General features: G+C 35.5%; 22 protein-coding genes. 20 read left to right on the top strand and 2 right to left on the bottom strand.

The window, feature by feature from the left end; all coding sequences use genetic code 11:
- Nucleotides 1–57: 57 nt before the first annotated feature.
- The 9 genes from typA (at nucleotide 58) to holA (ending at nucleotide 9048) form a co-directional block, all read left to right on the top strand.
- Nucleotides 58–1902 (top strand): translational GTPase TypA, encoded by a 1845-nt coding sequence (typA, locus tag PEPE_RS05585; protein WP_002833459.1) that lies wholly within the window; start codon nucleotides 58–60, stop codon nucleotides 1900–1902.
- 101 nt (nucleotides 1903–2003) lie between these two features.
- The gene (locus PEPE_RS05580) at nucleotides 2004–3212 is read left to right on the top strand and encodes an FtsW/RodA/SpoVE family cell cycle protein (RefSeq protein ID WP_011673525.1); all 1209 of its coding nucleotides are present in this window, start codon (nucleotides 2004–2006) and stop codon (nucleotides 3210–3212) included.
- 1 nt (nucleotide 3213) lies between these two features.
- Nucleotides 3214–3474, top strand: a complete 261-nt coding sequence (locus PEPE_RS05575) for a DUF2129 domain-containing protein (protein ID WP_002833457.1) — start codon at nucleotides 3214–3216, stop codon at nucleotides 3472–3474.
- Entirely contained in the window at nucleotides 3471–4022 is a 552-nt protein-coding gene (gene rsmD / locus PEPE_RS05570; protein WP_002833456.1) for a 16S rRNA (guanine(966)-N(2))-methyltransferase RsmD, read from the top strand. Before PEPE_RS05575 ends, rsmD begins: the two co-directional genes overlap by 4 nt.
- A 4-nt stretch (nucleotides 4023–4026) precedes the next feature.
- Complete coding sequence (gene coaD / locus PEPE_RS05565) at nucleotides 4027–4503, top strand: pantetheine-phosphate adenylyltransferase (RefSeq protein WP_002833455.1); 477 nt, start codon at nucleotides 4027–4029, stop codon at nucleotides 4501–4503.
- Between the two features lie 69 nt (nucleotides 4504–4572).
- Nucleotides 4573–5280: a helix-hairpin-helix domain-containing protein gene (locus PEPE_RS05560; protein WP_011673524.1), complete on the top strand. Its 708-nt coding sequence runs from the start codon at nucleotides 4573–4575 to the stop codon at nucleotides 5278–5280.
- 18 nt (nucleotides 5281–5298) lie between these two features.
- The gene (locus PEPE_RS05555; protein WP_011673523.1) at nucleotides 5299–5781 is read left to right on the top strand and encodes a ComE operon protein 2; all 483 of its coding nucleotides are present in this window, start codon (nucleotides 5299–5301) and stop codon (nucleotides 5779–5781) included.
- Between the two features lie 133 nt (nucleotides 5782–5914).
- Nucleotides 5915–8032, top strand: a complete 2118-nt coding sequence (locus tag PEPE_RS05550) for a DNA internalization-related competence protein ComEC/Rec2 (RefSeq protein ID WP_080504380.1) — start codon at nucleotides 5915–5917, stop codon at nucleotides 8030–8032.
- Entirely contained in the window at nucleotides 8029–9048 is a 1020-nt protein-coding gene (gene holA / locus PEPE_RS05545) for a DNA polymerase III subunit delta (protein WP_011673521.1), read from the top strand. The genes PEPE_RS05550 and holA overlap by 4 nt, the downstream gene beginning before the upstream one ends.
- A 25-nt stretch (nucleotides 9049–9073) precedes the next feature.
- Here holA and rpsT read toward each other — a convergent pair whose 3' ends face one another.
- Nucleotides 9074–9328 carry a 30S ribosomal protein S20 gene (gene rpsT / locus PEPE_RS05540; protein WP_002833450.1) on the bottom strand — a complete coding sequence of 85 codons (255 nt, stop codon included), beginning with the start codon at nucleotides 9326–9328 and terminating at the stop codon, nucleotides 9074–9076.
- A gap of 205 nt (nucleotides 9329–9533) precedes the next feature.
- Between rpsT and rpsO the strand changes: the two genes are divergently transcribed.
- The 8 genes from rpsO (at nucleotide 9534) to PEPE_RS05500 (ending at nucleotide 17702) form a co-directional block, all read left to right on the top strand.
- Nucleotides 9534–9803, top strand: coding sequence for a 30S ribosomal protein S15 (gene rpsO / locus PEPE_RS05535; protein WP_002833449.1), 270 nt, complete (start codon nucleotides 9534–9536; stop codon nucleotides 9801–9803).
- Between the two features lie 124 nt (nucleotides 9804–9927).
- Complete coding sequence (locus PEPE_RS05530) at nucleotides 9928–11640, top strand: ribonuclease J (RefSeq protein WP_002833448.1); 1713 nt, start codon at nucleotides 9928–9930, stop codon at nucleotides 11638–11640.
- A complete protein-coding gene (locus PEPE_RS05525) occupies nucleotides 11633–12508 on the top strand; it encodes a hypothetical protein (protein ID WP_023440512.1) in 876 nt (291 codons plus the stop codon). Before PEPE_RS05530 ends, PEPE_RS05525 begins: the two co-directional genes overlap by 8 nt.
- Before the next feature lie 183 nt (nucleotides 12509–12691).
- Nucleotides 12692–13879: an elongation factor Tu gene (gene tuf / locus PEPE_RS05520; protein ID WP_002833446.1), complete on the top strand. Its 1188-nt coding sequence runs from the start codon at nucleotides 12692–12694 to the stop codon at nucleotides 13877–13879.
- Nucleotides 13880–14019: 140 nt separating this feature from the next.
- On the top strand, nucleotides 14020–15327 hold the full coding sequence (tig, locus tag PEPE_RS05515) for a trigger factor (protein WP_011673519.1): 1308 nt from the start codon (nucleotides 14020–14022) through the stop codon (nucleotides 15325–15327).
- Nucleotides 15328–15466: 139 nt separating this feature from the next.
- Nucleotides 15467–16723 carry an ATP-dependent Clp protease ATP-binding subunit ClpX gene (clpX, locus tag PEPE_RS05510; protein WP_011673518.1) on the top strand — a complete coding sequence of 419 codons (1257 nt, stop codon included), beginning with the start codon at nucleotides 15467–15469 and terminating at the stop codon, nucleotides 16721–16723.
- A gap of 99 nt (nucleotides 16724–16822) precedes the next feature.
- Nucleotides 16823–17410 (top strand): ribosome biogenesis GTP-binding protein YihA/YsxC, encoded by a 588-nt coding sequence (yihA, locus tag PEPE_RS05505; RefSeq protein ID WP_011673517.1) that lies wholly within the window; start codon nucleotides 16823–16825, stop codon nucleotides 17408–17410.
- Nucleotide 17411: 1 nt separating this feature from the next.
- Nucleotides 17412–17702 (top strand): nucleoside triphosphate pyrophosphohydrolase family protein, encoded by a 291-nt coding sequence (locus PEPE_RS05500; RefSeq protein WP_002833441.1) that lies wholly within the window; start codon nucleotides 17412–17414, stop codon nucleotides 17700–17702.
- Nucleotides 17703–17745: 43 nt separating this feature from the next.
- Here the strand turns inward: PEPE_RS05500 and PEPE_RS09285 are convergent, their stop codons facing one another.
- Entirely contained in the window at nucleotides 17746–17889 is a 144-nt protein-coding gene (locus tag PEPE_RS09285; protein ID WP_011673516.1) for an SPJ_0845 family protein, read from the bottom strand.
- Nucleotides 17890–18077: 188 nt separating this feature from the next.
- On the opposite strand from PEPE_RS09285, the gene PEPE_RS05495 reads away from it, so the two are divergent.
- The 3 genes from PEPE_RS05495 to uvrC all read left to right on the top strand — a co-directional run bounded on the left by PEPE_RS05495 (nucleotide 18078) and on the right by uvrC (nucleotide 22176).
- Nucleotides 18078–19544, top strand: coding sequence for an ABC transporter substrate-binding protein/permease (locus tag PEPE_RS05495; RefSeq protein WP_011673515.1), 1467 nt, complete (start codon nucleotides 18078–18080; stop codon nucleotides 19542–19544).
- A complete protein-coding gene (locus tag PEPE_RS05490) occupies nucleotides 19537–20280 on the top strand; it encodes an amino acid ABC transporter ATP-binding protein (RefSeq protein ID WP_002833439.1) in 744 nt (247 codons plus the stop codon). Before PEPE_RS05495 ends, PEPE_RS05490 begins: the two co-directional genes overlap by 8 nt.
- Before the next feature lie 111 nt (nucleotides 20281–20391).
- Entirely contained in the window at nucleotides 20392–22176 is a 1785-nt protein-coding gene (gene uvrC / locus PEPE_RS05485) for an excinuclease ABC subunit UvrC (protein WP_011673514.1), read from the top strand.
- Nucleotides 22177–22215: the final 39 nt, after the last annotated feature.

Genomic DNA, 22215 nt, shown 5'->3' with positions numbered 1-22215 from the left:
TTAGACGTCACAGGTTTTTTTATGTTAAGCCATTGAAAAACGAAAGGGAGAAACATATTGAATTTAAGAGACGATATTAGAAATATTGCAATCATTGCCCACGTTGACCACGGAAAGACTACCTTGGTTAATGAATTATTGAAACAATCAGATACATTAGACGAACACGTTCAAATTGAAGACCGTGCTTTGGACTCAAATGCGATTGAACGTGAACGTGGAATCACAATTCTTTCAAAAAACACTGCTGTACGTTATGCAGATAAACAAATTAACATTTTAGATACTCCAGGACATGCTGACTTCGGTGGTGAAGTTGAACGTATCATGCGCATGGTTGATGGTGTTTTGCTTGTTGTTGATGCTTTTGAAGGAACAATGCCCCAAACACGCTTTGTTTTGAAAAAAGCTTTGGAACAACATTTAACACCAATCGTGGTTGTTAACAAGATTGACCGCCCAGGCGCACGTCCAGAAGAAGTTGTTGACGAAGTTCTTGATCTATTCATTGAACTTGGTGCTGATGAAGACCAACTTGAGTTCCCAGTTGTATATGCTTCAGCTATCAATGGAACTTCTAGTTTTTCTTCAGACCCAGCTGACCAAGAACACACAATGAAACCAATTTTTGATACAATTGTAGATACAATTCCAGCTCCTGAAGATTCTTCAGCTGAACCACTTCAATTCCAAGTTGCTTTACTTGATTACAACGACTTCGTTGGACGGATTGGTATTGGACGTGTATTCCGCGGTCGGATCAAGGTTGGAGACAACGTTTCCGTGCTTAAACTTGATGGTTCAAAGAAAAACTTCCGAGTTACTAAGTTGTTTGGTTACTTTGGTTTGAAACGTTTGGAAATCAACGAAGCCAAAGCAGGGGACTTGATTGCTATCTCAGGTATGGAAGACATTTTCGTTGGTGAAACAGTTGCCGATGCAGAACATCCAGAAGCATTACCAGTGTTACGAATTGACGAACCTACACTACAAATGACATTTAGAACAAATGATTCACCATTTGCTGGTCGCGAAGGTAAGTTCGTTACATCACGTCAGTTGGAACAACGTTTGAAGACTGAACTTCATACTGATGTTTCACTTCGAGTTGATGATACTGATGATCCTGGTGCATGGATTGTTTCAGGTCGTGGTGAACTTCATCTTTCAATTTTAATTGAAACACTTCGTCGCGAAGGTTACGAACTTCAAGCATCACGTCCAGAAGTTATCATCAAGGAAATCGATGGCAAGCTATGTGAACCTTATGAAATGGTTCAAATTGATACACCTGATGAATATACTGGTTCTGTAATTGATTCACTTTCACAACGTAAGGGTGAAATGAAGAATATGGAAACTACTGATAATGGTCAAACTCGTTTGACTTTCTTGGCTCCTTCACGTGGATTGATTGGTTACTCTACAGAATTCCTATCAATGACTCGTGGATATGGTATTATGAACCATACTTTCCAAGAATACTTACCACAAATTAAGAACTGGAATCCAGGTCGTCGTAATGGTACTTTAGTATCAATTAATTCTGGTAAAGTTACCACTTACGCTATCATGGCTGTTCAAGATCGTGGAGTTATCTTTACAGATGCTGGTACTGAAGTATATGAAGGTATGATTGTTGGTCAAAACAGTCGTGAAAATGATATTTCAGTTAACATTACTCGTGGACGTAACCAAACTAACGTGCGTGCTGCTGGTTCTGAAGATATCGCTAAGGTTAAAACACCAGTTCATATGTCACTCGAAGAATCACTTGAATTTTTGAATGAAGATGAATACTGTGAAATTACACCTGATCACATTCGTTTGCGTAAGCAAATCTTGAATACAAATGAACGTGAAAAAGCTGCTAAGAAACGTAAAATGGCTGCTAAAAAATAATTAAGAAAAGACGAAAATTTAATTTTCGTCTTTTTTTATTTTTAAGGAGCGTAGTACGATATAATAGATTAGGTATTATGCAGGATAAGGGTGAAATATTAATGCAAAAATTTTTATATTGGTTTCCAAGGCGATTTAAAGAGCGATTGCCGTATCTAGATTTATGGGTAATAATCCCATATCTTATACTTAGTATTTTTGGAATTGTAATGGTCTACTCAGCCAGTGCTGATTTTTATATCCAGAATGGAATTAGCGCTAAAAGTTATCTGTTAAAACAAGCAGTTTGGGTAATGGTTGGAATTGTAATCATGATGTTCTTTTTTTTGATTAACAAAAAAGGTTTTAGGAATAAAGGTATATTAAAAATTGGTGCATTAGTTATGTACGCAGCGTCTTTTTTTCTTATATTTTTTGGTTCGAATACAAATGGAGCTACTGGATGGATCTATATTGGATCTTTTGGGATCCAACCGGCTGAATATTTGAAGTTATTTATTATTTTGTATTTATCAAATATTTTGTCACTACATCAACATCGGATTGAATTAGGAGAAGAAATTTCTCCTAAGGTAACGTGGAGTCCAATGGTTATGATTGGTTCGCTAATTTTATTGAACTTTTTACAACATGATTTAGGAGGTTCAACGATTAATGCGGCAATTGCAATTGTAATTTTGTTTGCAGGTGGTAAAAATTATCGTAAAAGTGTTGCGGGAATATTTGCTGGATTAGCAGCATTTTTTATACTATTAACTACAGTTGCTTCGAAAATTGATGTGCATACCTCAAATTATATGCTTCAACGTTTGGTAGGATTTGCGCATCCTTTTGAACTTTCTAAAGGTGCCGGTAATCAGTTGGTTAATTCATATTACGCACTCGGTAATGGTGGGATTTTTGGTGTTGGTTTAGGAAATAGTATTCAAAAGAAGGGATATTTACCCGAAGCTAATACTGATTTTATTATGTCGGTAATTGCTGAGGAATTGGGTTTGATTATGGTTGTAATTATCATTTCGATCCTATTTGTCATTATTTTCAGAGCAATTATTCTTGGTACTAGGTCCAGTAAAATGTATGATGCTCTTGTTTGTTATGGTATTGCAACTTATCTAGTTGTTCAAACTTTCTTCAATGTTGGTGGAATAACTGGTTTGATACCAATTACAGGGGTTACGTTCCCTTTCATTAGTTATGGTGGTTCAAGTATGATGGTTTTATCGGCTACCATGGGGGTACTACTAAATATAAGTGCTTCGCAAAGACAAGCACTTAATGAACAGAAACAAATCATAGAGGAAGATTAGAATGAATATAGTACAACGTCAAAGTATTATTGTATTTTTTAATAACATCAAAAAAATCGGACCCATCAAAAAAATTGGCGATGTTGATTATGTTTCAAAAGATATGCATTATTTAATCCTTTACGTTAATAAAAGTAATGTTGAGGAATCTTTAAAAAAAATTCGAGGATTTGAGATGGTGAGATCTGCGTATATCTCTCCACGATCAGATTTAAGGGTTGACTATAGTCAAGATTATTCAGCAGAGGAAGATGAACAGTGAGAGTTATTTCAGGTGATTTTGGTGGACGTCGTTTGAAACCCGTACCGGGAATGAAAACCCGTCCGACAACAGATAAAATTAAAGAAAATATATTTAATATTATTGGGCCATATTTCGATGGAGGCTTAGTGCTAGATATGTACGCTGGAAGTGGTGGATTATCAATTGAAGCTGTTTCGAGAGGGATGGATAGCGCTACGTTGATTGATAAACAATTTGCTGCTATTAAAACAATTAAAGAAAATGTTGAAGTGACTAAGGCAAAGGATCGTTTTGAAGTCATTAAGGGCGATTCCAAGAAAATTATTCAAATGTTAGCTACAAAAGGAAATAAATATTCGATGGCCTTCTTTGATCCACCTTATGCACTCCAAACAATTGAGAAAGACCTTCAAGAATTAATTGGTTTAAATTTATTAACTTCAGACGCAATTATCATTTGTGAAGTCAGTGATGAAGTTGAATTGCCAGAGAAAATTGGATATTTAAATCGTGTACGTGAACAACATTATGGAATTACCAAAATTGTAATTTATAAGGGAGAATAATACGATGACAAAGGCTCTTTATGTTGGAAGTTTTGACCCAATTACTAATGGCCATCTAGATATTATTAAACGTGCTGCTAAAATTTTTGATGAATTAACGGTGGTAGTGGCGATTAACACCAACAAATCGGCTTTATTTACACCACAGGAACGCGTGAACTTAATTACGCAAGTGACTAGAGACCTTGAAAATGTTGCTTGTAAATCGGTAACAGGATTAACGGCTGAAACTTTTACACAGGAAAAAGCAGATGTTTTGGTTCGAGGCGTTCGCAATGGGGAAGATTTAAACTTTGAAATTCAGGTGGCTGGAATGAATCAATATTTAAATCAAGAAGTTGAGACGGTATTTATACCAGCTAATTCTAAGTGGGAATTTACCTCGTCTAGTTTAATTAAAGAAGTTGTAAAAATGGGCGGAAGCATTAAAGGCCTAGTCCCTGAAACTGTAGAAGTATTATTAAAATCAAGACTAAAATGACTATTTAAAGGATTGGAAAATAAATTCCAATCTTTTTTTGTATCTTCTGTTAGCTAAGGAGGTGCAAAAATGTTGGAAGAAATTTGGGAAAAATATCAAAAACAAATTATAATAACAGGTATAACAGTCACAATAGTGGTCATGTTTTTTTGTATTTTGGTAGGAGCGGGGCGTAATGATAGTACTGATAAGATGATTGGAAACAATCTGACTAGTTCGTCCAGTTCTATACAAAGCAGCTCAAACTCTGCAACGCCAATGGCGAGTGGACAAGATAAGGAGACTCACGCCCAGAGACTTGCTAGTTCTAAAATAATGGTGGATGTTAAAGGAGCTGTGAAAAGCCCTGGAGTTTATGAAGTGAAGTCAGGAATGCGAATAATGGATGCGATTGAAATTGCTGGTGGAATGACTAAATCAGCTGATCAAAGAAATATTAACCTTGCGACTCAATTGTCTGATCAACAAGTAGTTTATGTACCGATTAAGGGTGAGATAAAAAATTCTGATCCGTCACAATTAAGTGCAGTTGGTTCATCGAGTATTTCAAGTAGCAGCCCTTCCACAACCGATAGTTCAACTGAAAAAATAGTTAACATAAATACTGCCTCTAAAGCAGAATTGTTGACATTGAATGGTGTAGGAGATAAAAAAGCTGAACAAATTATTAATTATCGTGAACAACAGGGCGAATTTAAATCCATTGAAGATTTAAAGCAAGTACAGGGGATTGGTGATAAAATTTTTGAAGGACTACAAGATGCAATTACTGTATAAATTAAGGATGGAAATGATATGGACAATAGAATTGATTGGGATCAATATTTTATGACACAGGCAACCCTGTTATCACTCAGAAGTACGTGCACGCGGCTTTCAGTGGGGGCAGTTATTGTTAGAGACCGGCGAGTAATAGCTGGGGGCTATAATGGTTCAGTTTCTGGAGACGTACATTGTATTGACGAGGGATGCTATTTAGTAGAGGGACACTGCGTTCGTACGATACACGCGGAAATGAATGCGGTTCTGCAATGTGCTAAGTTTGGTGTTGCAACGGATGGCGCAGAAGTTTATGTAACGGATTTTCCCTGTTTACAGTGTACAAAAATGTTGTTACAGTCCGGAATTATTAAAATTAATTATCTTAGAAATTACCATAATGACCAATATGCCGTAGAGCTTTTAAAAAGAAAGAATGTCGAAATTAAGCAGATTAAATTCTCAGAGGATGATTTAGATAAAATTAATATTAATCATATTTTAAGAGAAGGTGAATGAGGTTTCTTTTATATGGGCAACAGTAGCTGTTTTTTTACTGTCTGGATTAATCTTTACCAGAGCTAAAATATTTTTATTATTATTAATAATTTGGTTAATTAGAACTATATGTTTAAAAAAACTTACAGTGGTAATGCAGGCATTATTGATTAGTGTCTGTTTTTTTATTCACTTTAGTCATAAAGCAAATTCAATTAATACTTATAACCAAAGTAGAAGTGATATTGAAATTGATTTGAGAGTTTATCCCGATGAAATTAAGCCAATGGAAGACGGCGTTTCAATTCGAGCATATACTAACAATGTTAACCGTAAAGGCTTGCAAGTTTTTATTCCAGTTAAAACGGTGGACGATTTAAAAAAAATTAGTAAAACTCAAAAAGTAGTTGAATTTAAAATTAAGGGGAATATTGAACCGCTTGAACGACCAACGAATATAAATCAATTTGATTTTCGACGGATTATGTACGGTAAGGCAGTTTATTTTAAAGTAAGTAAAGCTAGTCTAATAGAATATAATATTTTAACTAAAAATAGTTTGATTGCTAAGATACATAGCTGGCGTAAAAAGTTATTAGAAAGATGTATAAAGTTAGAGGAACCACTACAGAGTTATTGTATGGGGATTATCCTTGGGGAACAGACGGATTATCTAAAAGAAAATAGCACTAAGTTACGTAATATGGGTATTATTCATTTGTTTTGTATTTCAGGATTACATGTGTTTTATTTCATCAAGTTAATTGAAATTGTTTTTACTAGATTTAAAATTAAAAGGGAAACGATGGAGATAACCCAAATAGGAGTTTTACCCCTCTATTTTATTTTGGGTGGGGGAAGTACTAGTCTATTTCGCGCGGTGGTATTAGTTTTAGTTCAGTTGATAACTAAAAAAATAGCTATAAAAATTAGCACACTTGATAGCTGGTGCTTAGTTTTATTAGTCAATTTATGGCTTAATCCGTTTGTCTTACTTCAGATGGGTGGGCAACTTAGTTATTTATTATCTTTTGTCTTAATTATGCAACAAATGGAAAATGGCTGGACAACAGGAATAAAATTATTTTTGGTAGAATTACCAATTATTTTATTTTCAACATACAAAATCCACTTACTAACGATGGTTTTTAATTTAATTATTGTTCCGATTTTTTCGAGTGTAATCGTTCCAATCGTAATTGTAGCTTTTGCACTTCCTCAATTAATGGCATTATTAAATCCGATTATTATGATGTTTGAAGTGACTTTGAAATATTTGGATAAATTACCGGGGTTAATTCAAGTTGGTAAACCTTCGCGACTGATCACTTTATTCATGGTGATATTAGCGCTAAAAATTATTTCAACAAAGCAAAGTAAATTTAAGAAAAGAGCGCTAACGTTCTATAGTCTGATTTGGCTGGGGTTGTGGAGCTGGTTTAAATTGAATCCGTATGGTGAAATTACCTTTTTTGATGTAGGTCAAGGCGATAGCATTTTAATTCGTGAACCGTTTAATCGAACAGTAACGTTAATTGATACCGGCGGTAAAATGCAATTTGGCAAAAAGCCGGTTGCAATGAAGCATACCATCGCTAAGAATAGTTCAATTAATTATTTACAAAGTATAGGAGTATCTAAGTTAAATAATTTATGTTTGACGCATCAAGATATTGATCATATTGGAGAAGCCAGTGAAATTTTAAACAATTTTAAAGTGAAAAATTTGGTTTTTCCGGTGGGGGTTGATACAACTCAAAATTATCAACGAAAAATATTGCCATTTATCCGACGCAATACAAAGGTGATTGCGTGCTTAGCGGGGACGAAAATTGATCACTTACCAATGGAAATTAAGTATCCGTTTCAAGCTGGAAAGGGTGAAAATGGTGATTCTTTAGTTTTAGCTGGTAATGTGGGTGGTAAAAATTTACTACTAACAGGTGATCTAGACCTAGCTGGTGAACGTAAATTGTTAGAAAGTGGTGTATTAAATCAACGGGTGGATATTTTTAAATTAGGGCACCATGGGAGTAAGACGGCTAATTCTGAAGAAATTCTAAAAGCAATTATGCCTAAATTAGCTATTGTTTCAGCTGGGCGTCATAATCGGTATGGACATCCAAATCTAGAAGTTATAAATCGCTTGAATTCAATGGGGATTCCTTACGCTTCGACACAGGATGAAGGAATGATTTCTTATAGATATTTTTTGAATGGTATGGGAAGATGGAAGACAGGAATAGATGAAAAGGAAAGTATTATTCAATGAAATTAACTGATTTAAGAAAAAAACTTAAACAAGGGCAATTGAAGTCAATCTATTTGGTTGAAGGTCCTGATAACTATATCCAGAAAGCGGTCAAAAAAGAATTAATTGATTTCATTCCTGAAGATCAAAGGGTAATGAACGTAGGAACGTATGACCTTGAAAATGTGGACTTAGGGATGGTCTTAGATGATGCACAGTCTGCCCCTTTTTTTGGCGATTATCGTTTGGTCATTTTAAATAACCCTGTATTCTTGACTGGTGAAAAAACTAAATTAAAGTTTAACTTGGACGGGTTGCTTAGCTATATTAAAAATCCGGAACCTACTACAATTATGTTAATCGCTGCAAAATATGAAAAACTCGATGGTCGGAAGAAAATTGTCAAAGACTTAAAAAAGATTGTAGAAGTTATCGATGCTAATTCACCGAAAGAAAGCGATACTCGGAAGATTATCCAGCAATACGTTGATGAGAAACGAACAGAAATTGACAGTGATGCGTTAGATGAATTAATTTTAAGGACGGATAATGATTTAGCACAAATTATTAATGAATTACAGAAATTAACTGTATATGCATCGGGAACAGAGAAAATTGATTTGAATGCCGTTCAAAAATTAGTTCCTAAGGGCTTAAATCAAAATGTTTTTGATCTAATCAATGTATTAATGCAAGGAAATTTACGTAAATCAATCGATGATTATTCTGTATTACTCCTAAATCAAGAACAGCCACTAAGAATAAATGCGGCTTTGGTTAGCCAATTTCGATTGTTGCTGCAAGTTAAAATATTGATGGAGAGAGGTTTCTCACAAGGAAAACTAGCACAAGAGTTAAAGGCCCATCCTTACCGAATTAAGTTAGCAATGCAATCTGTGCGTCAGTTTAATATTCAAAGTCTCGAAAATGCTTATATCGGGTTGGTTGATTTAGAAGAACAATTAAAAACAACCCAACGAGATCCGAAGGAACTCTTTGAGTTGTTCTTAGTTAAATTTAAAAATGGATGGAAATAAAAAACACCGGAAATCCGGTGTTTTTTTATTTGCTAAGCATTTTAGCTAAACGTGACTTCTTACGGCCGGCGTTATTAGCTTTAATTAAACCTTTTGACTTAGCTCGGTCGATACGACTGTAAGCTGTTTGTAAAAGTTCATTAGCGTTTTCAGCGTTGTTTGTAGCAGCAATTTCGAATGCTTTGATGCTTGTACGCATTGCACTCATTTGTGAGCGGTTGCGAGCAGCAGCTTTTTCACTTGTGCGAACGCGTTTCATTGCAGATTTGATAACTGGCATTTTATTCACCTCCAGAATATGGTTAGTACAACAATATTATTATACAGATGACCCGTAATTATTGCAATGCTTGAATGCACTTGAAAATTTTCATTATATTAGTTAAACTAGATACTGCTTGATAAAAGCAAACCCATTACTTAGTCCATCGATCTGCCGACGATTTACTCAGTCTTGGGGAATTTAAAGAATGAGGTGTTTTAACATGGCAATTTCACAAGAAAAGAAAAACGAAATTATTGCAAAGTATGCTCGTCACGAAGGCGATACTGGTTCTGCTGAAGTCCAAATCGCAGTTTTGACAGCTGATATTAACGAAATCAACGAACATTTACGTGTTCATCGTAAAGATTTCCATTCACAACGTGGATTGATGAAGAAAATTGGTCATCGTCGTAACCTTCTTGCTTACTTACGTAAGACAGATGTACAACGTTACCGTGATTTAATCAAGAGTCTTGGTCTTCGTCGTTAATATTATATTTTTTTGCCTCCTGTTAATTCAGGAGGCTTTTTTGTTTTTGGCGTTTAATCTATGCTAGAATTAGGGGAGTATGTATTGTGCGGAAAATAAAAAATTAATTTATGTAGGTGAAAAAATGAGTGACACAATAAAAATAATTCCATTTGGCGGTGTTCGCGAAAATGGAAAGAATATGTATGCTGTTCAAATTCATGATGATATTTATATCTTGGATTGTGGACTAAAATACCCGGAAAATGAATTGCTGGGTATTGATATTGTAATCCCAGATATTTCATATTTGGTTGAAAATAAAGAAAAAATTGTGGGTGTATTCCTAACTCACGGGCATGCTGATGCGATTGGTGCTTTGCCATATTTCTTAAAAGAAATTAATGTACCGGTTTTTGGTTCAGAAATGACCATTGCCTTGGCTAAAATTACGGTTAATGATGACCCTGAACTTAAAGCATTCGATAATTTCCATGTGGTAGATGACAAGAAAGAAATTGATTTTGGCGACGTTACTGTTTCGTTTTTTAAGACTACGCATACAATTCCTGAATCACTTGGAATTGTGTTGAGTTGTACGGAAGGACAAATTGTATATACTGGTGATTTTAAATTTGATCAAACGGCTACTGATGGATATCAGACAGATTTCGGACGGCTAGCACAAATTGGAAGTAAAAAAGTTATCGCGCTTTTAAGTGATTCTGCTAACGCCGAAAATCCAGAACGTTCATCTAATGAAACTGATATTGCTGATGTAATGGCTGAGACAATTAAATACCATGAAGGTCGGGTAATTGTAGCTTCAGTGGCTTCGAATATTTTACGGATTCAACAGGTGATTGACGCTGCAGCTAAATCAGATAAAAAAGTCGTTTTAACGGGACATGATTTAGAGAAGATTGTTAACACAGCTATCGAGTTAAATAAATTAAACATTCCAGACGACGAATTAATTGTTCCTTTAAACCAACTAGATAAGTTGAAACCAGAAGAAACGATTATTTTGGAAACTGGTAAATTGGGTGAACCCATCAAAGCCTTACAAAAAATGGCCGCTAGGAAAAAGGGAAACCTTAAGATTCAACCAGGTGATTTGGTAGTAATAGCTACTAATCCTTCCCATGCGATGGAAACAACGTTTGCTAAGACTAAAGATATGTTGTATCGTGCTGGAGCCGAAGTTAAGTCGATTTCAGACCGAGCTAATGCTACAGGTCATGCTAGCAAAGATGATTTACAGTTAATGCTTAATTTAATTAAGCCAGAATTTCTAATTCCGATTCAAGGCGAATACCGTCTTTTAGTAGCTCATAAAGAACTTGCAGAACAAGTTGGTCTCAATGAAAATCAAATTTTCATTGCTTCAAAGGGTGATGTTTTAGAATATAAAGATGGTGAAATGTTCCTAGGTAAAGGAATTACGGTCGGAAATACAATGATTGATGGAATTGGTGTAGGGGACATTGGTAACATTGTTCTTCGAGATCGTAAAATTTTATCTGAAGATGGGGTTTTCATTGCGGTAGTGACAATTGACCGTAAGAAGAAAATCATTATTAAGGAACCTAAAATTACGTCTAGAGGGTTTGTTTACGCTAAAACAAGTGTAGATTTAATTCAAGAAAGTTCGGACTTGGTTGAACGAGCAGTGCAAGCTAATCTAGATAATAAAGAATTCGATTGGGGACATTTGAAGCAAGATGTACGTGACCAATTGGGCAAATTCTTATACGATAAAACGAAACGACGTCCAGTAATTTTACCAGTAATTATGGAAGTAAACCAACATCATAAGAAGAGCAAAAAATCGAATAAATCTAAAGACGATGAATAATATGAATGTAATTAGCAAAGCAAATGAAGCTTGGAAAACAGGTCAACGTGCAGAAGCTATTCATATTCTTGAAACTGAGAATGAATTAAAACAAGATGATGAATTAATCCGTGTTTTAATTCATTTTTACGTTGAAAATAAACAATTTAAGGCAGCGATTGAGTTGATTCGTGATCAACCAGCTAAGTTCATTGAGCAGAAAAATACTTTTAGAGATTATTTTGAGGCGCTGGTTCAAACAAAAATTTTTAGTTTAGCTCGAAAAGAACTTTTTAACTATTATGAAGAGACTACGCCAGATTTAAAGAAATATTTAAATTTTCTCGAGAATCAAGAAAATGAATATGCGATTGCTTTTCCTAAAACTGTGAAAGAAAACGAACGAGATTTTTACCATCTAGGTGATAAGAGGGTTATTCAGCAAGCTGCTGTAATTGAAAAAGCTTACTATTTACCATGGAGTAACTTTAAACGGGCGGCAAAGTTTAATTTAGTTGATCCGTTTTTAAACCAAATAACGCGTGTTTCAATTTTAAAAGACTTGGTTTTGATGAGATTAGAGGAACCAGTGCGCTTTATTTGGATTGATGAAAAAGAATATGAAGTGTTTCCAAAGGACTTATTAGGAACTGATGAGATGTGGAAAAAAATAAAAAAAGCTATTGAAAACTATAATGATCCAGTTCAATCAGAAATGCTACAGCAGCAAGCTGAATTGCTATATGAGCTTTCCTATCCTTTTTCGAAGCGTGTCCTACCTACCTCAGAAGAATGGCTTACAGCACTAAAGAAACAGTTTTTTGAGGGGAAAGATATAAAAGCGTTCAAAGAATTGAATCAAATCATGATTAACTTATTTGAAGAGTAAGAAAAAAATCGAATTAATAAAATATTTTAGTTTACAAAATAAACTCGATTATTATACAATACTAGAGGATTCTCTGACGGTGCTTTGCCTTTCGTGGAGGATGTAGTATAATATTTTTTAAAGGATCTAGTTATTCATTTTGAATGCTGAGTGATTCTTACGACATACAGGAGGTTCGTATTAATGGCAAAAGAACATTACGAAAGAACAAAACCCCATGTAAATATTGGTACAATTGGCCACGTTGACCATGGGAAAACTACTTTGACAGCTGCTATTACAAAAGTGTTGTCAGAAAAAGGACTAGCTAAAGCTTCAGATTACGCTGATATTGATGCTGCTCCAGAAGAAAAGGAACGTGGTATCACAATCAACACAGCCCACGTTGAATATGAAACAGAAAAGCGTCATTACGCTCATATCGATGCTCCAGGACATGCTGATTACGTTAAGAACATGATCACTGGTGCTGCACAAATGGATGGTGCTATCTTAGTTGTTGCTGCAACTGATGGTCCTATGCCACAAACACGTGAACATATCCTTCTTGCTCACCAAGTTGGTGTTGACTACATCGTTGTCTTCTTAAACAAGACTGATCTTGTTGATGATGATGAATTAGTTGACCTTGTTGAGATGGAAGTTCGTGAACTTCTATCTGAATATGATTTCCCTGGTGACGATGTTCCTGTACTTCGCGGTTCAGCTTTGAAAGCTCTTGAAGGCGATGCAGAACAAGAAAAAGTTATCATGGATCTTATGGATACAATCGACGAATACATTCCAACACCAGAACGTTCTACAGACAAGCCATTCTTGATGCCTGTTGAAGACGTATTTACAATTACTGGTCGTGGTACTGTTGCTTCTGGTCGTATCGATCGTGGTGAAATCAAAGTCGGTGACGAAGTTGAAATCGTTGGTCTTAAAGAAGACGTAACAAAGACAACTGTTACAGGAATTGAAATGTTCCGTAAGACTCTTGATGTTGGTGAAGCTGGTGATAACATTGGTGCACTTCTACGTGGTGTTAACCGTGAAGATGTTGTCCGTGGACAAGTTTTGGCTGCTCCTGGCTCAATCCAAACACACAAGAAGTTCAAGGGTGAAGTTTATATCCTTTCTAAGGATGAAGGTGGACGTCATACTCCATTCTTCTCAAACTACCGTCCTCAATTCTACTTCCATACAACTGATGTAACAGGTGTTATTGAATTACCTGACAACGTTGAAATGGTTATGCCTGGTGATAACGTTACATTTACTGTAGAACTTATCGAACCAGTTGCTATTGAAAAAGGTACTAAGTTCACTGTTCGTGAAGGTGGACACACTGTTGGTGCTGGTGTTGTATCAGAAATTGACGACTAAGCTTAATTGCTTAATAAAAACCCGCTTTTGCGGGTTTTTTTGTTGTATTTTTATTTACTTTTCAAACCATATACGTTAAGATTATAAGCGTATGCAATCCAGAATTGTAATGAAATAAATCATCTGTCGGAGGGAACACAATGACTGCAAAATGGGAAAAAACAGGTACTAACGAAGGTAAATTAACTTTCGAAGTAGGTACTGACAAAATTAAAGAAGGCGTTGATAAGGCGTTCGATCGTACTAAAAAACAATTGAACGTACCTGGATTCCGTAAGGGACACGTTCCACGCCAAATCTTCAATAAGATGTATGGTGAAGAAGCATTGTACCAAGATGCTTTGAACATCGTGTTACCAGAGGCTTATGAAGCTGCTATCAAAGAAGCTGGTATCGAACCAGTTGATCAACCACAAGTTGATGTTGAAAGCATGGAAAAAGGCGAAGCTTGGGTCCTAAGTGCAATTGTTACAGTTAAGCCAGAAGTTAAGCTTGGCGAATACAAAGGTGTTAAAGTTATCAAGCAAAGCACACGTGTAACTTCAAAAGAAGTTGACGAAGAAATTGAAAAGAAACGTGAACAACAAGCTGAATTAGTTCTTAAGGAAGGCAAACCAGCAGAAAACGGCGATACAGTAACAATCGATTTTGATGGTTCTGTTGATGGCGTTGCTTTTGATGGCGGTAAAGCTGACAATTACGACCTTGTATTAGGTTCAAACTCATTCATTCCAGGATTTGAAGATCAATTGATTGGTCATAATACTGATGAAGATGTAGATGTTAACGTTACATTCCCTGACGACTACCAAGCTGAAGACTTACAAGGTAAGGATGCCTTGTTTAAGGTTAAGATTCATGAAATCAAGACTAAGGAATTACCTGAACTTGATGATGAATTCGCTAAGGATGTTGACGAAGATGTTGATTCTCTTGAAGATTTAAAAGTTAAGACAAAAGAAGAAATCAAATCACGTAAGATCCAAGCTGCTAGTGATGCTAAAGAGACAGAAGCTGTTCAAGCTGCTGTTGACAATGCTGAAATTGCAGAAATTCCAGAAGCAATGTTAAATGAAGATGTTGATCGTCAAGTTAACCAATATCTTGCAAACATGCAACAACAAGGAATTAGCCCTGAAATGTACTTCCAATTAACTGGTTCATCAGAAGACCAATTACGTGACCAATTACGTGAAGGTGCTGAAAACCGTGTTAAGACAACTCTTGTTTTAGAAGCAATCGTTGAAGCTGAAAAGATTGATCCTTCAGATGACGAAGTTGCTGCTGAAATCAAAGATTTAGCAGAACAATACGGCATGGAAGAAAAAGCTGTTCGCTCAGCTCTTTCAGAAGATATGATCAAGCATGATGTTGCTATTAAATCAGCTGTTGAACTTATCAAAGACTCAGCAATTGAAGAACCAAAATCAAAGGCTGCTAAAAAATAATTAAAACTATTTTTAACGATTTTGAGGTTTTATCTCAAAATCGTTTTTGTTTATTAACCACTAAAGTTATAGAAATTGGCTTATAGTCGTTTATTTTGCTATGATGATAGTGGTAAAAATCATTTGAGAGGTGACAGAATTGTTTGATGATCAACAAACGAATGAACCAGTTACTTGTTCTTTTTGTGGTAAGACCCAAGATCAAGTAAAGAAAATTATTGCTGGCCCAGATGTTTATATTTGTAACGAATGTGTTGATCTTTGCAAGGAAATCATTGATGAAGAGTTGGCTTCAGAAAACGCACCAACTGAAATCACGGATGTTCCAACTCCTGCAGAGATTGTAGATTATCTTAACCAATATGTTATTGGACAAGAAGAAGCTAAAAAGACATTATCGGTTGCTGTATATAATCATTACAAACGAATCAATAAAATGGCTGAAACTAAAGCTGACGAAGATGAACCAGAACTCCAGAAAAGTAATATTAGTTTAATTGGACCTACTGGTTCAGGAAAAACTTTCTTGGCTCAAAGTTTGGCTAAAATTTTAAATGTACCTTTTGCGATTGCCGATGCAACCACATTGACGGAAGCAGGGTATGTTGGTGAAGATGTCGAAAATATTCTACTTAAGTTATTGCAAAATGCGGACTACAATGTTGAAGCTGCAGAACGTGGAATAATTTATATTGATGAAATTGATAAAATCGCTAAGAAAAGCGAAAATGTGTCAATTACTCGTGATGTTTCCGGTGAAGGTGTGCAACAAGCCCTTTTAAAAATCCTAGAAGGAACAATTGCTAATGTTCCACCTCAAGGAGGAAGAAAACATCCACAACAAGAGTTTATCCAAATTAATACGACGAACATCTTATTCATTGTTGGTGGTGCTTTCGATGGCATCGAGACAATTGTTAAAAATCGTTTAGGTGATAAGACCATTGGTTTTGGTACAAATGCAAGTACCACTGTTGAAGAAGATAAGAGTTTAATGCAACAAGTTATTCCAGAAGATTTGCTTAACTTTGGTTTAATCCCAGAATTTATTGGACGTTTACCAATTCTTTCAGCATTGGAAAAACTAACTGAGGAAGATCTTGTTCATATCTTAACAGAGCCTAAGAATGCGTTAGTTAAGCAATATAAGACGTTATTAGGTCTAGATGGCGTAGAACTTAAATTTACACCACAGGCCTTGCATGCGATTGCTAACCAAGCTATTAGTCGTAATACTGGTGCTCGTGGATTAAGATCAATTATTGAAAATGTCATGCGAGATATCATGTTTGAAATTCCTTCTCGCAATGATGTTGCAAAAGTTACGGTAAATAAAAAGACTGTTATTGAAGGTGCGGAACCTGAAGTTGAGTTAATCGACGAACAAGCATCGTAGTCTAAGTTTTAAGAATCAGGCTATAAGTTCCTTTAGTCTGGTTCTTTTTTTGTTGATCCATGTTATCATTAAAAGCAGAAATTGGAAGGTGGAGAAGTAATGGAAGTCCATAATGTAGAATTACAGATTAGTGCAGTGAGACCCGATCAATATCCAGAACAAGGTTATCCTGAGATTGCTTTGGTAGGACGCTCTAACGTCGGGAAATCGTCTCTAACTAATACGTTAATTAACCGTAAATCATATGCAAGAACATCATCTCAACCAGGTAAAACACAAACTTTAAATTTTTACCGGGTTGAAGATCAATTATTCTTTGTTGATGTCCCAGGCTATGGTTATGCAAAAGTTTCTCAGAAAGAACGTGAAAAATGGGGGAAGATGATTGAAAAGTATATCACCTCCCGTAAAGAGCTTAAAGGCGTAATTTCACTGGTTGATGCACGCCATGAACCAACTGACGATGATATCACCATGTATCAATATCTACGTTATTATGATATTCCCGTTCTAGTCGTTGCTACTAAGAGTGATAAGATTGCTCGAGGAAAATGGAATCAACACGAAAGTAAAATTAAAAAGGCACTAGATTTTGATGGAAGTAGTGCTTTCCAAATGTTCTCTGCTCAAACTAAAATGGGAAAAGAAGAAGTTTGGAAATGGATTGAAGATAGGATGGGAGAATAGCATGGAATTTAATGAATACCAACGTACTGCAAATAAAACCCTATTTGGCAATGAACAAGTTTTAACGAATTGTGCTTTAGGACTAGCCGGAGAAAGCGGACAGGTTGTGAATTTAGTTAAAAACTATACGTTCCGTGGAGCTGATCTTGATAAAGAACAACTTACCAAAGAAATGGGCGATGTTCTATGGTATCTTTCTCAAGTTGCTGAATGGGCTGATATTCCTTTCGATGAGGTGGCCAAACAAAATATTGCCACACTTGAAAAGCGTTATCCCGGCAACTTTAAGTAAATAAAAAACCACAATTAACAGCATTAATGCTGATGATTGTGGTTTATTTTTTTGAATCTTTTTTATTAGTACCTTTAGCAAGAAATTTATTTTTCTTTTCTTTTTCCTCTACGGAAGTTTTAGTTTGAGTTGTTAATTGATCGAACATTTTTTCGAGATTATCATTTCTTTTAACAGTGAGTCCCATTTCTAATCACCTCTTTCCGACCATAATACCAAAAAAAATTTCATTTGTCAGAAAATAAAAATTATTCATATTTATAGTGAATATTATATATTTTAATGTATAAAAATTCATATATTAAATAAAATTCTTTTATATCAAAGGGTGTAGATGTATATTAGTAACATTATATTGAATAAAGGATGATGGCGATGAAAAAAATATATAAATTTATCATGTTAGCGTTATTAGCTATAACAGTTTTTGCAACTTCGGGTTTTACAACTAGTATTAAGGCAGATCAAAAGGATGTTACTTATGATCGGATTATGAAGCGCGGTTATATTGTACTTGGTACCAGTCCAGATTATGCCCCGTACGAATTTCAAACAACATCTAATAATAAGAGTAAAGATGTGGGAATGGATATTAGTGTGGCTAAGGACATTGCTGATGATTTGGGTGTAAAATTGAAGATCAAAAATATGGATTTTGATTCTTTATTAGTTGCACTACAAACCGGTAAGGTTGACATGGTTCTTTCCGGGATGAATCCTAGTGCTGCTCGGCGTAAATCAGTTGATTTTTCAGATGTTTACTATAAAGGTGGACAAAGCATTCTAATTAATAAAAAGGATGCAGGTATTTATAAAAATAAAGATTCTTTTAAACATAAAAAGATTGCAGCTCAAACTGGCTCAATTCAGTACAATTTAGCCAAAAAACAAATTGATGGAGCCAAAGTGAGTGGTATTCAAAAAGGGGCAGATTTAATTCTAGCTCTTCAAACTAATAAAGTTGAAGGGGTTGTCATGGAAAAACCTACTGCTGAAGCATATGCTGCTAATAATAGTGGTATTAAAGTTATCCAAGGCGGATTCACGTTAAATAATGATGAAACTAGCACAGCGGTTGCAATGCCTAAAAATTCGCCAGTCCTGAGAAAGAAAATAAATACTACAATTAGTAAGATAAAAGCTAAAAATTTATTACCACAATATCTTAAAGAAGCAGGGACGTATTTAAAAGGAAACACCGTTAATACCTCTATGATTCATTATTGGAAGTACTTTGCCATGGGAGTGGGTTATACAATCCTTATTTCAATTTTGGGGGTTATTTTTGGTTTTATCACCGGTACATTACTAGCATTACTACGCTTGAGTGACAATAAAGTTTTACGTGGTTTATCAGCAGCGTATGTTGAATTTGTACGTGGAACGCCGTTGATGGTTCAATTGATGTTCGTTTACTTTGGACTTGGATTATTTGTTAATTTACCAGCCCTTACCGCAGGAATTATCGCTGTATCTTTAAATAGTGGAGCTTATGTTGCCGAAGTAATCCGTGGGGGCATTAATTCCGTTGATGATGGACAACGTGAAGCAGCTGAAAGTCTAGGTTTGAATAAGCGAGATCGGATGCGTTTTGTAATTATGCCTCAAGCTTTAAAGAATATTTGGCCAGCTTTGGGGAATGAATTTATTTCTCTAATTAAGGAAAGTTCAATCGTTTCAATTATTGGTGTAACCGACTTAATTTACCAATTAAAGATTGTTCAATCAGATACTTATCGAGGGGTAGCTCCAATCGTTGTTGCGATGATTTTATACTTTGTAATGACCTTCTCACTATCACGTTTACTTAAGTTCTATGAAAGGAAGTTTAATAATGGCTAAAGAAATCATCAAAATTGAAAATTTGACCAAAAAATATGGAAAAAATACAATATTAAAGGATATTTCAGCAGAAGTGAAGGATGGAGACATCATTAGTGTCATTGGTCCTTCAGGAGCTGGTAAAAGTACATTTCTTCGATGCTTAACACTTCTAGAAAAACCTACGGCAGGGGTGGTTTCGTTAGAAGGTGAAGATTTAACTAAAAAAACTCAAAAGGAAATTGAACATGTTCGTGAAAAAGTCGGCATGGTCTTTCAGAATTTTAATTTATTTCCGAATATGACCGTTCTTAAAAATATTACCTTAGCTCCCATCCGAGTTAAGGGATTAAGTGAAGCAAAAGCCAATCAACAAGCCCTTAGTCTGTTAGATCAAGTCGGATTATCAGATAAGGCGGAGGCCTATCCAGACAATCTATCCGGGGGACAAAGACAGCGGGTGGCGATTGCTAGGGCATTAGCAATGAAACCAGATGTTATGCTTTTTGATGAACCGACTTCTGCGTTAGATCCTGAAATGGTTGGAGAGGTACTAGATGTTATGCGTCAATTAGCTAAATCAGGGATGACAATGGTTGTGGTAACTCATGAAATGGGATTTGCCCAGTCAGTTTCCAATCAAATTTGGTTTATGGAAAATGCAGGTATTCAAGAAAAATCAACTCCAGAAGAATTTTTTAGCAATCCTAAGACGGATCGGGCCAAGGAATTCTTATCTAAAATTTTAGTCAAATAGGAAAAGCAGGTAGAGTGTAATACTACTACCTGTTTTTTCGTTTTAGTTGCTGAATATGGTAAAAACAGAGTATAATGTTATGAGTTATTATGTAAACTAGGAGGGGTCAAATTGGCATCAGAACACATTGAACATAAGTTGGCATTGTTACCAGATAAACCAGGCTGTTACCAGATGAAAAATCTTAATAGCCAAATCATTTACGTTGGAAAAGCCAAAAACTTGAAAAACCGTGTTCGCTCTTACTTTAAAAGTAGCCATGAGGGAAAAACGGCGAAACTAGTGAGTGAAATAGCCGATTTTGACTATATTGTTACCTCTAGCGATAAAGAAGCTTTTTTACTAGAAATTACTTTAATTCAAAAGTTCCAACCTTATTACAATATAAAATTGAAAAAAGGGACTGGCTATCCTTATATTAAAATTACGAATGAAAAAGATCCACGAATGGAAATTGTTTCAAGTGTTCGTCGAGATGGGGGCTTTTACTTTGGACCTTATCCAAACGTGTATGCTGCTGAAGAAACACTCCATTTTTTGGAAAAGGTTTATCCACTACGCCGATGCAATGGATTTCAGGGTCGCCCCTGCTTGTACTATCATATGGGGCAATGCTTGGGAGCCTGTTTCCAAGAGGTACCCAAAGAAGAATACGACCAACAAATCGCTAAAATTAAATCATTTTTACGAGGAAATGTCGCAAAGATTAAGCAGTCCCTTCAAACAAAAATGCAAAAAGCTTCTGAAGCAATGGAATTTGAACGGGCAGCCGACATACGAGATCAAATTCATTATATTGAAGTAACGGTTGAGAAGCAGAAGATTATTTCAAATGATAGCACGCCACGTGATTTGTTTAATTTCTACCTTGATAAGGGGTGGCTTTCTATTCAAATCTTCTTTATCCGGCAATCACGCTTGATTAAACGAGAGAAGAGGCTATTTCCAATCGCAACAGATGTAAATGATGAGCTTTCGTCTTTTATTCTTCAATTTTATAATAATAAAAATAAGGTTTTACCAAATGAAATTTTAGTACCAAGTGGCTTAGATAATAAGATTATGGCCGAAATTTTAGGTGTCCCGGTTCGCACTCCACAGCGTGGGGAAAAGAAAAACTTGTTAGAGTTAGCTAAAGAAAATGCACAAATTACCCTTGAGGAAAAGTTCCGATTAATGGAGTTAGATGAAAGTAAAACAACAGGCGCAATGAAGGAAATTACTGATGCGCTTGGAATCCCTGAAGGTCATCGAATTGAAGCCTTTGACCATTCTCATATTCAAGGCTCTGAATTAGTTTCAGCAATGGTTGTTTTTACGGATGGAAAACCAGATAAAAAGATGTATCGCAAATTTAAGCTAAATACAGTCGATCATGCTGATGAAGCTGCCAGTACGAGAGAGGTAATTCGTCGCCGATATGTTAGACTATTAAAAGAGAAACAATCTTTGCCTGATTTGATTTTAATGGACGGTGGCGATATTCAGCTTAATGCAGCAAAGGATGTTTTGGTAAATGAATTAAGTTTGCATATTCCAGTTGCTGGGATGGTTAAAAATGATAAACATAAAACTTCGGATTTGATTTTTGGTAGCCAAGACCAACGAGTACAGTTGGATCCTAAAAGTCAGGGCTTTTATTTAGTTCAAAGAATCCAAGATGAAGTGCATCGTTTTGCGATTACTTTCCATCGTCAGTTGCACGCCAAAAATTCGTTGGCTTCCCAATTAGATTTAATTCAAGGTGTTGGACCTAAAACGCGGAACAAGCTGTTGAAGTCGTTTGGTTCATTGAATAAAATTAGGGATGCTAATTTGAAAGAAATTGAAGAACTCGGAATTCCAGAAAAAGTAGCTAAAACTATCAAAGTGTCCTTATCAGTGCACGGAAAATAGGGTACACTAACAAATGGATAGGAATTTCTCGGTGAAATA

Source organism: Pediococcus pentosaceus ATCC 25745, assembly GCF_000014505.1.
GTDB classification, from domain to species: domain Bacteria; phylum Bacillota; class Bacilli; order Lactobacillales; family Lactobacillaceae; genus Pediococcus; species Pediococcus pentosaceus.
Note: the sequence above shows the minus strand (reverse complement) of the source record. Positions and strands in the feature narration are given on the sequence as shown.

Bases quoted from the DNA above. Each gene is read 5' to 3' on its own strand.
- PEPE_RS05530 (WP_002833448.1), top strand. From the start codon at position 9,928: ATGAGTGACACAATAAAAATAATTCCATTTGGCGGTGTTCGCGAAAAT.
- PEPE_RS05500 (WP_002833441.1), top strand. From the start codon at position 17,412: ATGGAATTTAATGAATACCAACGTACTGCAAATAAAACCCTATTTGGC.
- yihA (WP_011673517.1), top strand. From the start codon at position 16,823: ATGGAAGTCCATAATGTAGAATTACAGATTAGTGCAGTGAGACCCGAT.
- PEPE_RS05490 (WP_002833439.1), top strand. From the start codon at position 19,537: ATGGCTAAAGAAATCATCAAAATTGAAAATTTGACCAAAAAATATGGA.
- PEPE_RS05550 (WP_080504380.1), top strand. From the start codon at position 5,915: ATGCAGGCATTATTGATTAGTGTCTGTTTTTTTATTCACTTTAGTCAT.
- tuf (WP_002833446.1), top strand. From the start codon at position 12,692: ATGGCAAAAGAACATTACGAAAGAACAAAACCCCATGTAAATATTGGT.
- coaD (WP_002833455.1), top strand. From the start codon at position 4,027: ATGACAAAGGCTCTTTATGTTGGAAGTTTTGACCCAATTACTAATGGC.
- PEPE_RS09285 (WP_011673516.1), bottom strand. From the start codon at position 17,889: ATGGGACTCACTGTTAAAAGAAATGATAATCTCGAAAAAATGTTCGAT.
- rpsT (WP_002833450.1), bottom strand. From the start codon at position 9,328: ATGCCAGTTATCAAATCTGCAATGAAACGCGTTCGCACAAGTGAAAAA.
- PEPE_RS05525 (WP_023440512.1), top strand. From the start codon at position 11,633: ATGAATAATATGAATGTAATTAGCAAAGCAAATGAAGCTTGGAAAACA.
- PEPE_RS05555 (WP_011673523.1), top strand. From the start codon at position 5,299: ATGGACAATAGAATTGATTGGGATCAATATTTTATGACACAGGCAACC.
- tig (WP_011673519.1), top strand. From the start codon at position 14,020: ATGACTGCAAAATGGGAAAAAACAGGTACTAACGAAGGTAAATTAACT.
- PEPE_RS05580 (WP_011673525.1), top strand. From the start codon at position 2,004: ATGCAAAAATTTTTATATTGGTTTCCAAGGCGATTTAAAGAGCGATTG.
- PEPE_RS05495 (WP_011673515.1), top strand. From the start codon at position 18,078: ATGAAAAAAATATATAAATTTATCATGTTAGCGTTATTAGCTATAACA.
- PEPE_RS05560 (WP_011673524.1), top strand. From the start codon at position 4,573: ATGTTGGAAGAAATTTGGGAAAAATATCAAAAACAAATTATAATAACA.
- rpsO (WP_002833449.1), top strand. From the start codon at position 9,534: ATGGCAATTTCACAAGAAAAGAAAAACGAAATTATTGCAAAGTATGCT.
- PEPE_RS05575 (WP_002833457.1), top strand. From the start codon at position 3,214: ATGAATATAGTACAACGTCAAAGTATTATTGTATTTTTTAATAACATC.
- holA (WP_011673521.1), top strand. From the start codon at position 8,029: ATGAAATTAACTGATTTAAGAAAAAAACTTAAACAAGGGCAATTGAAG.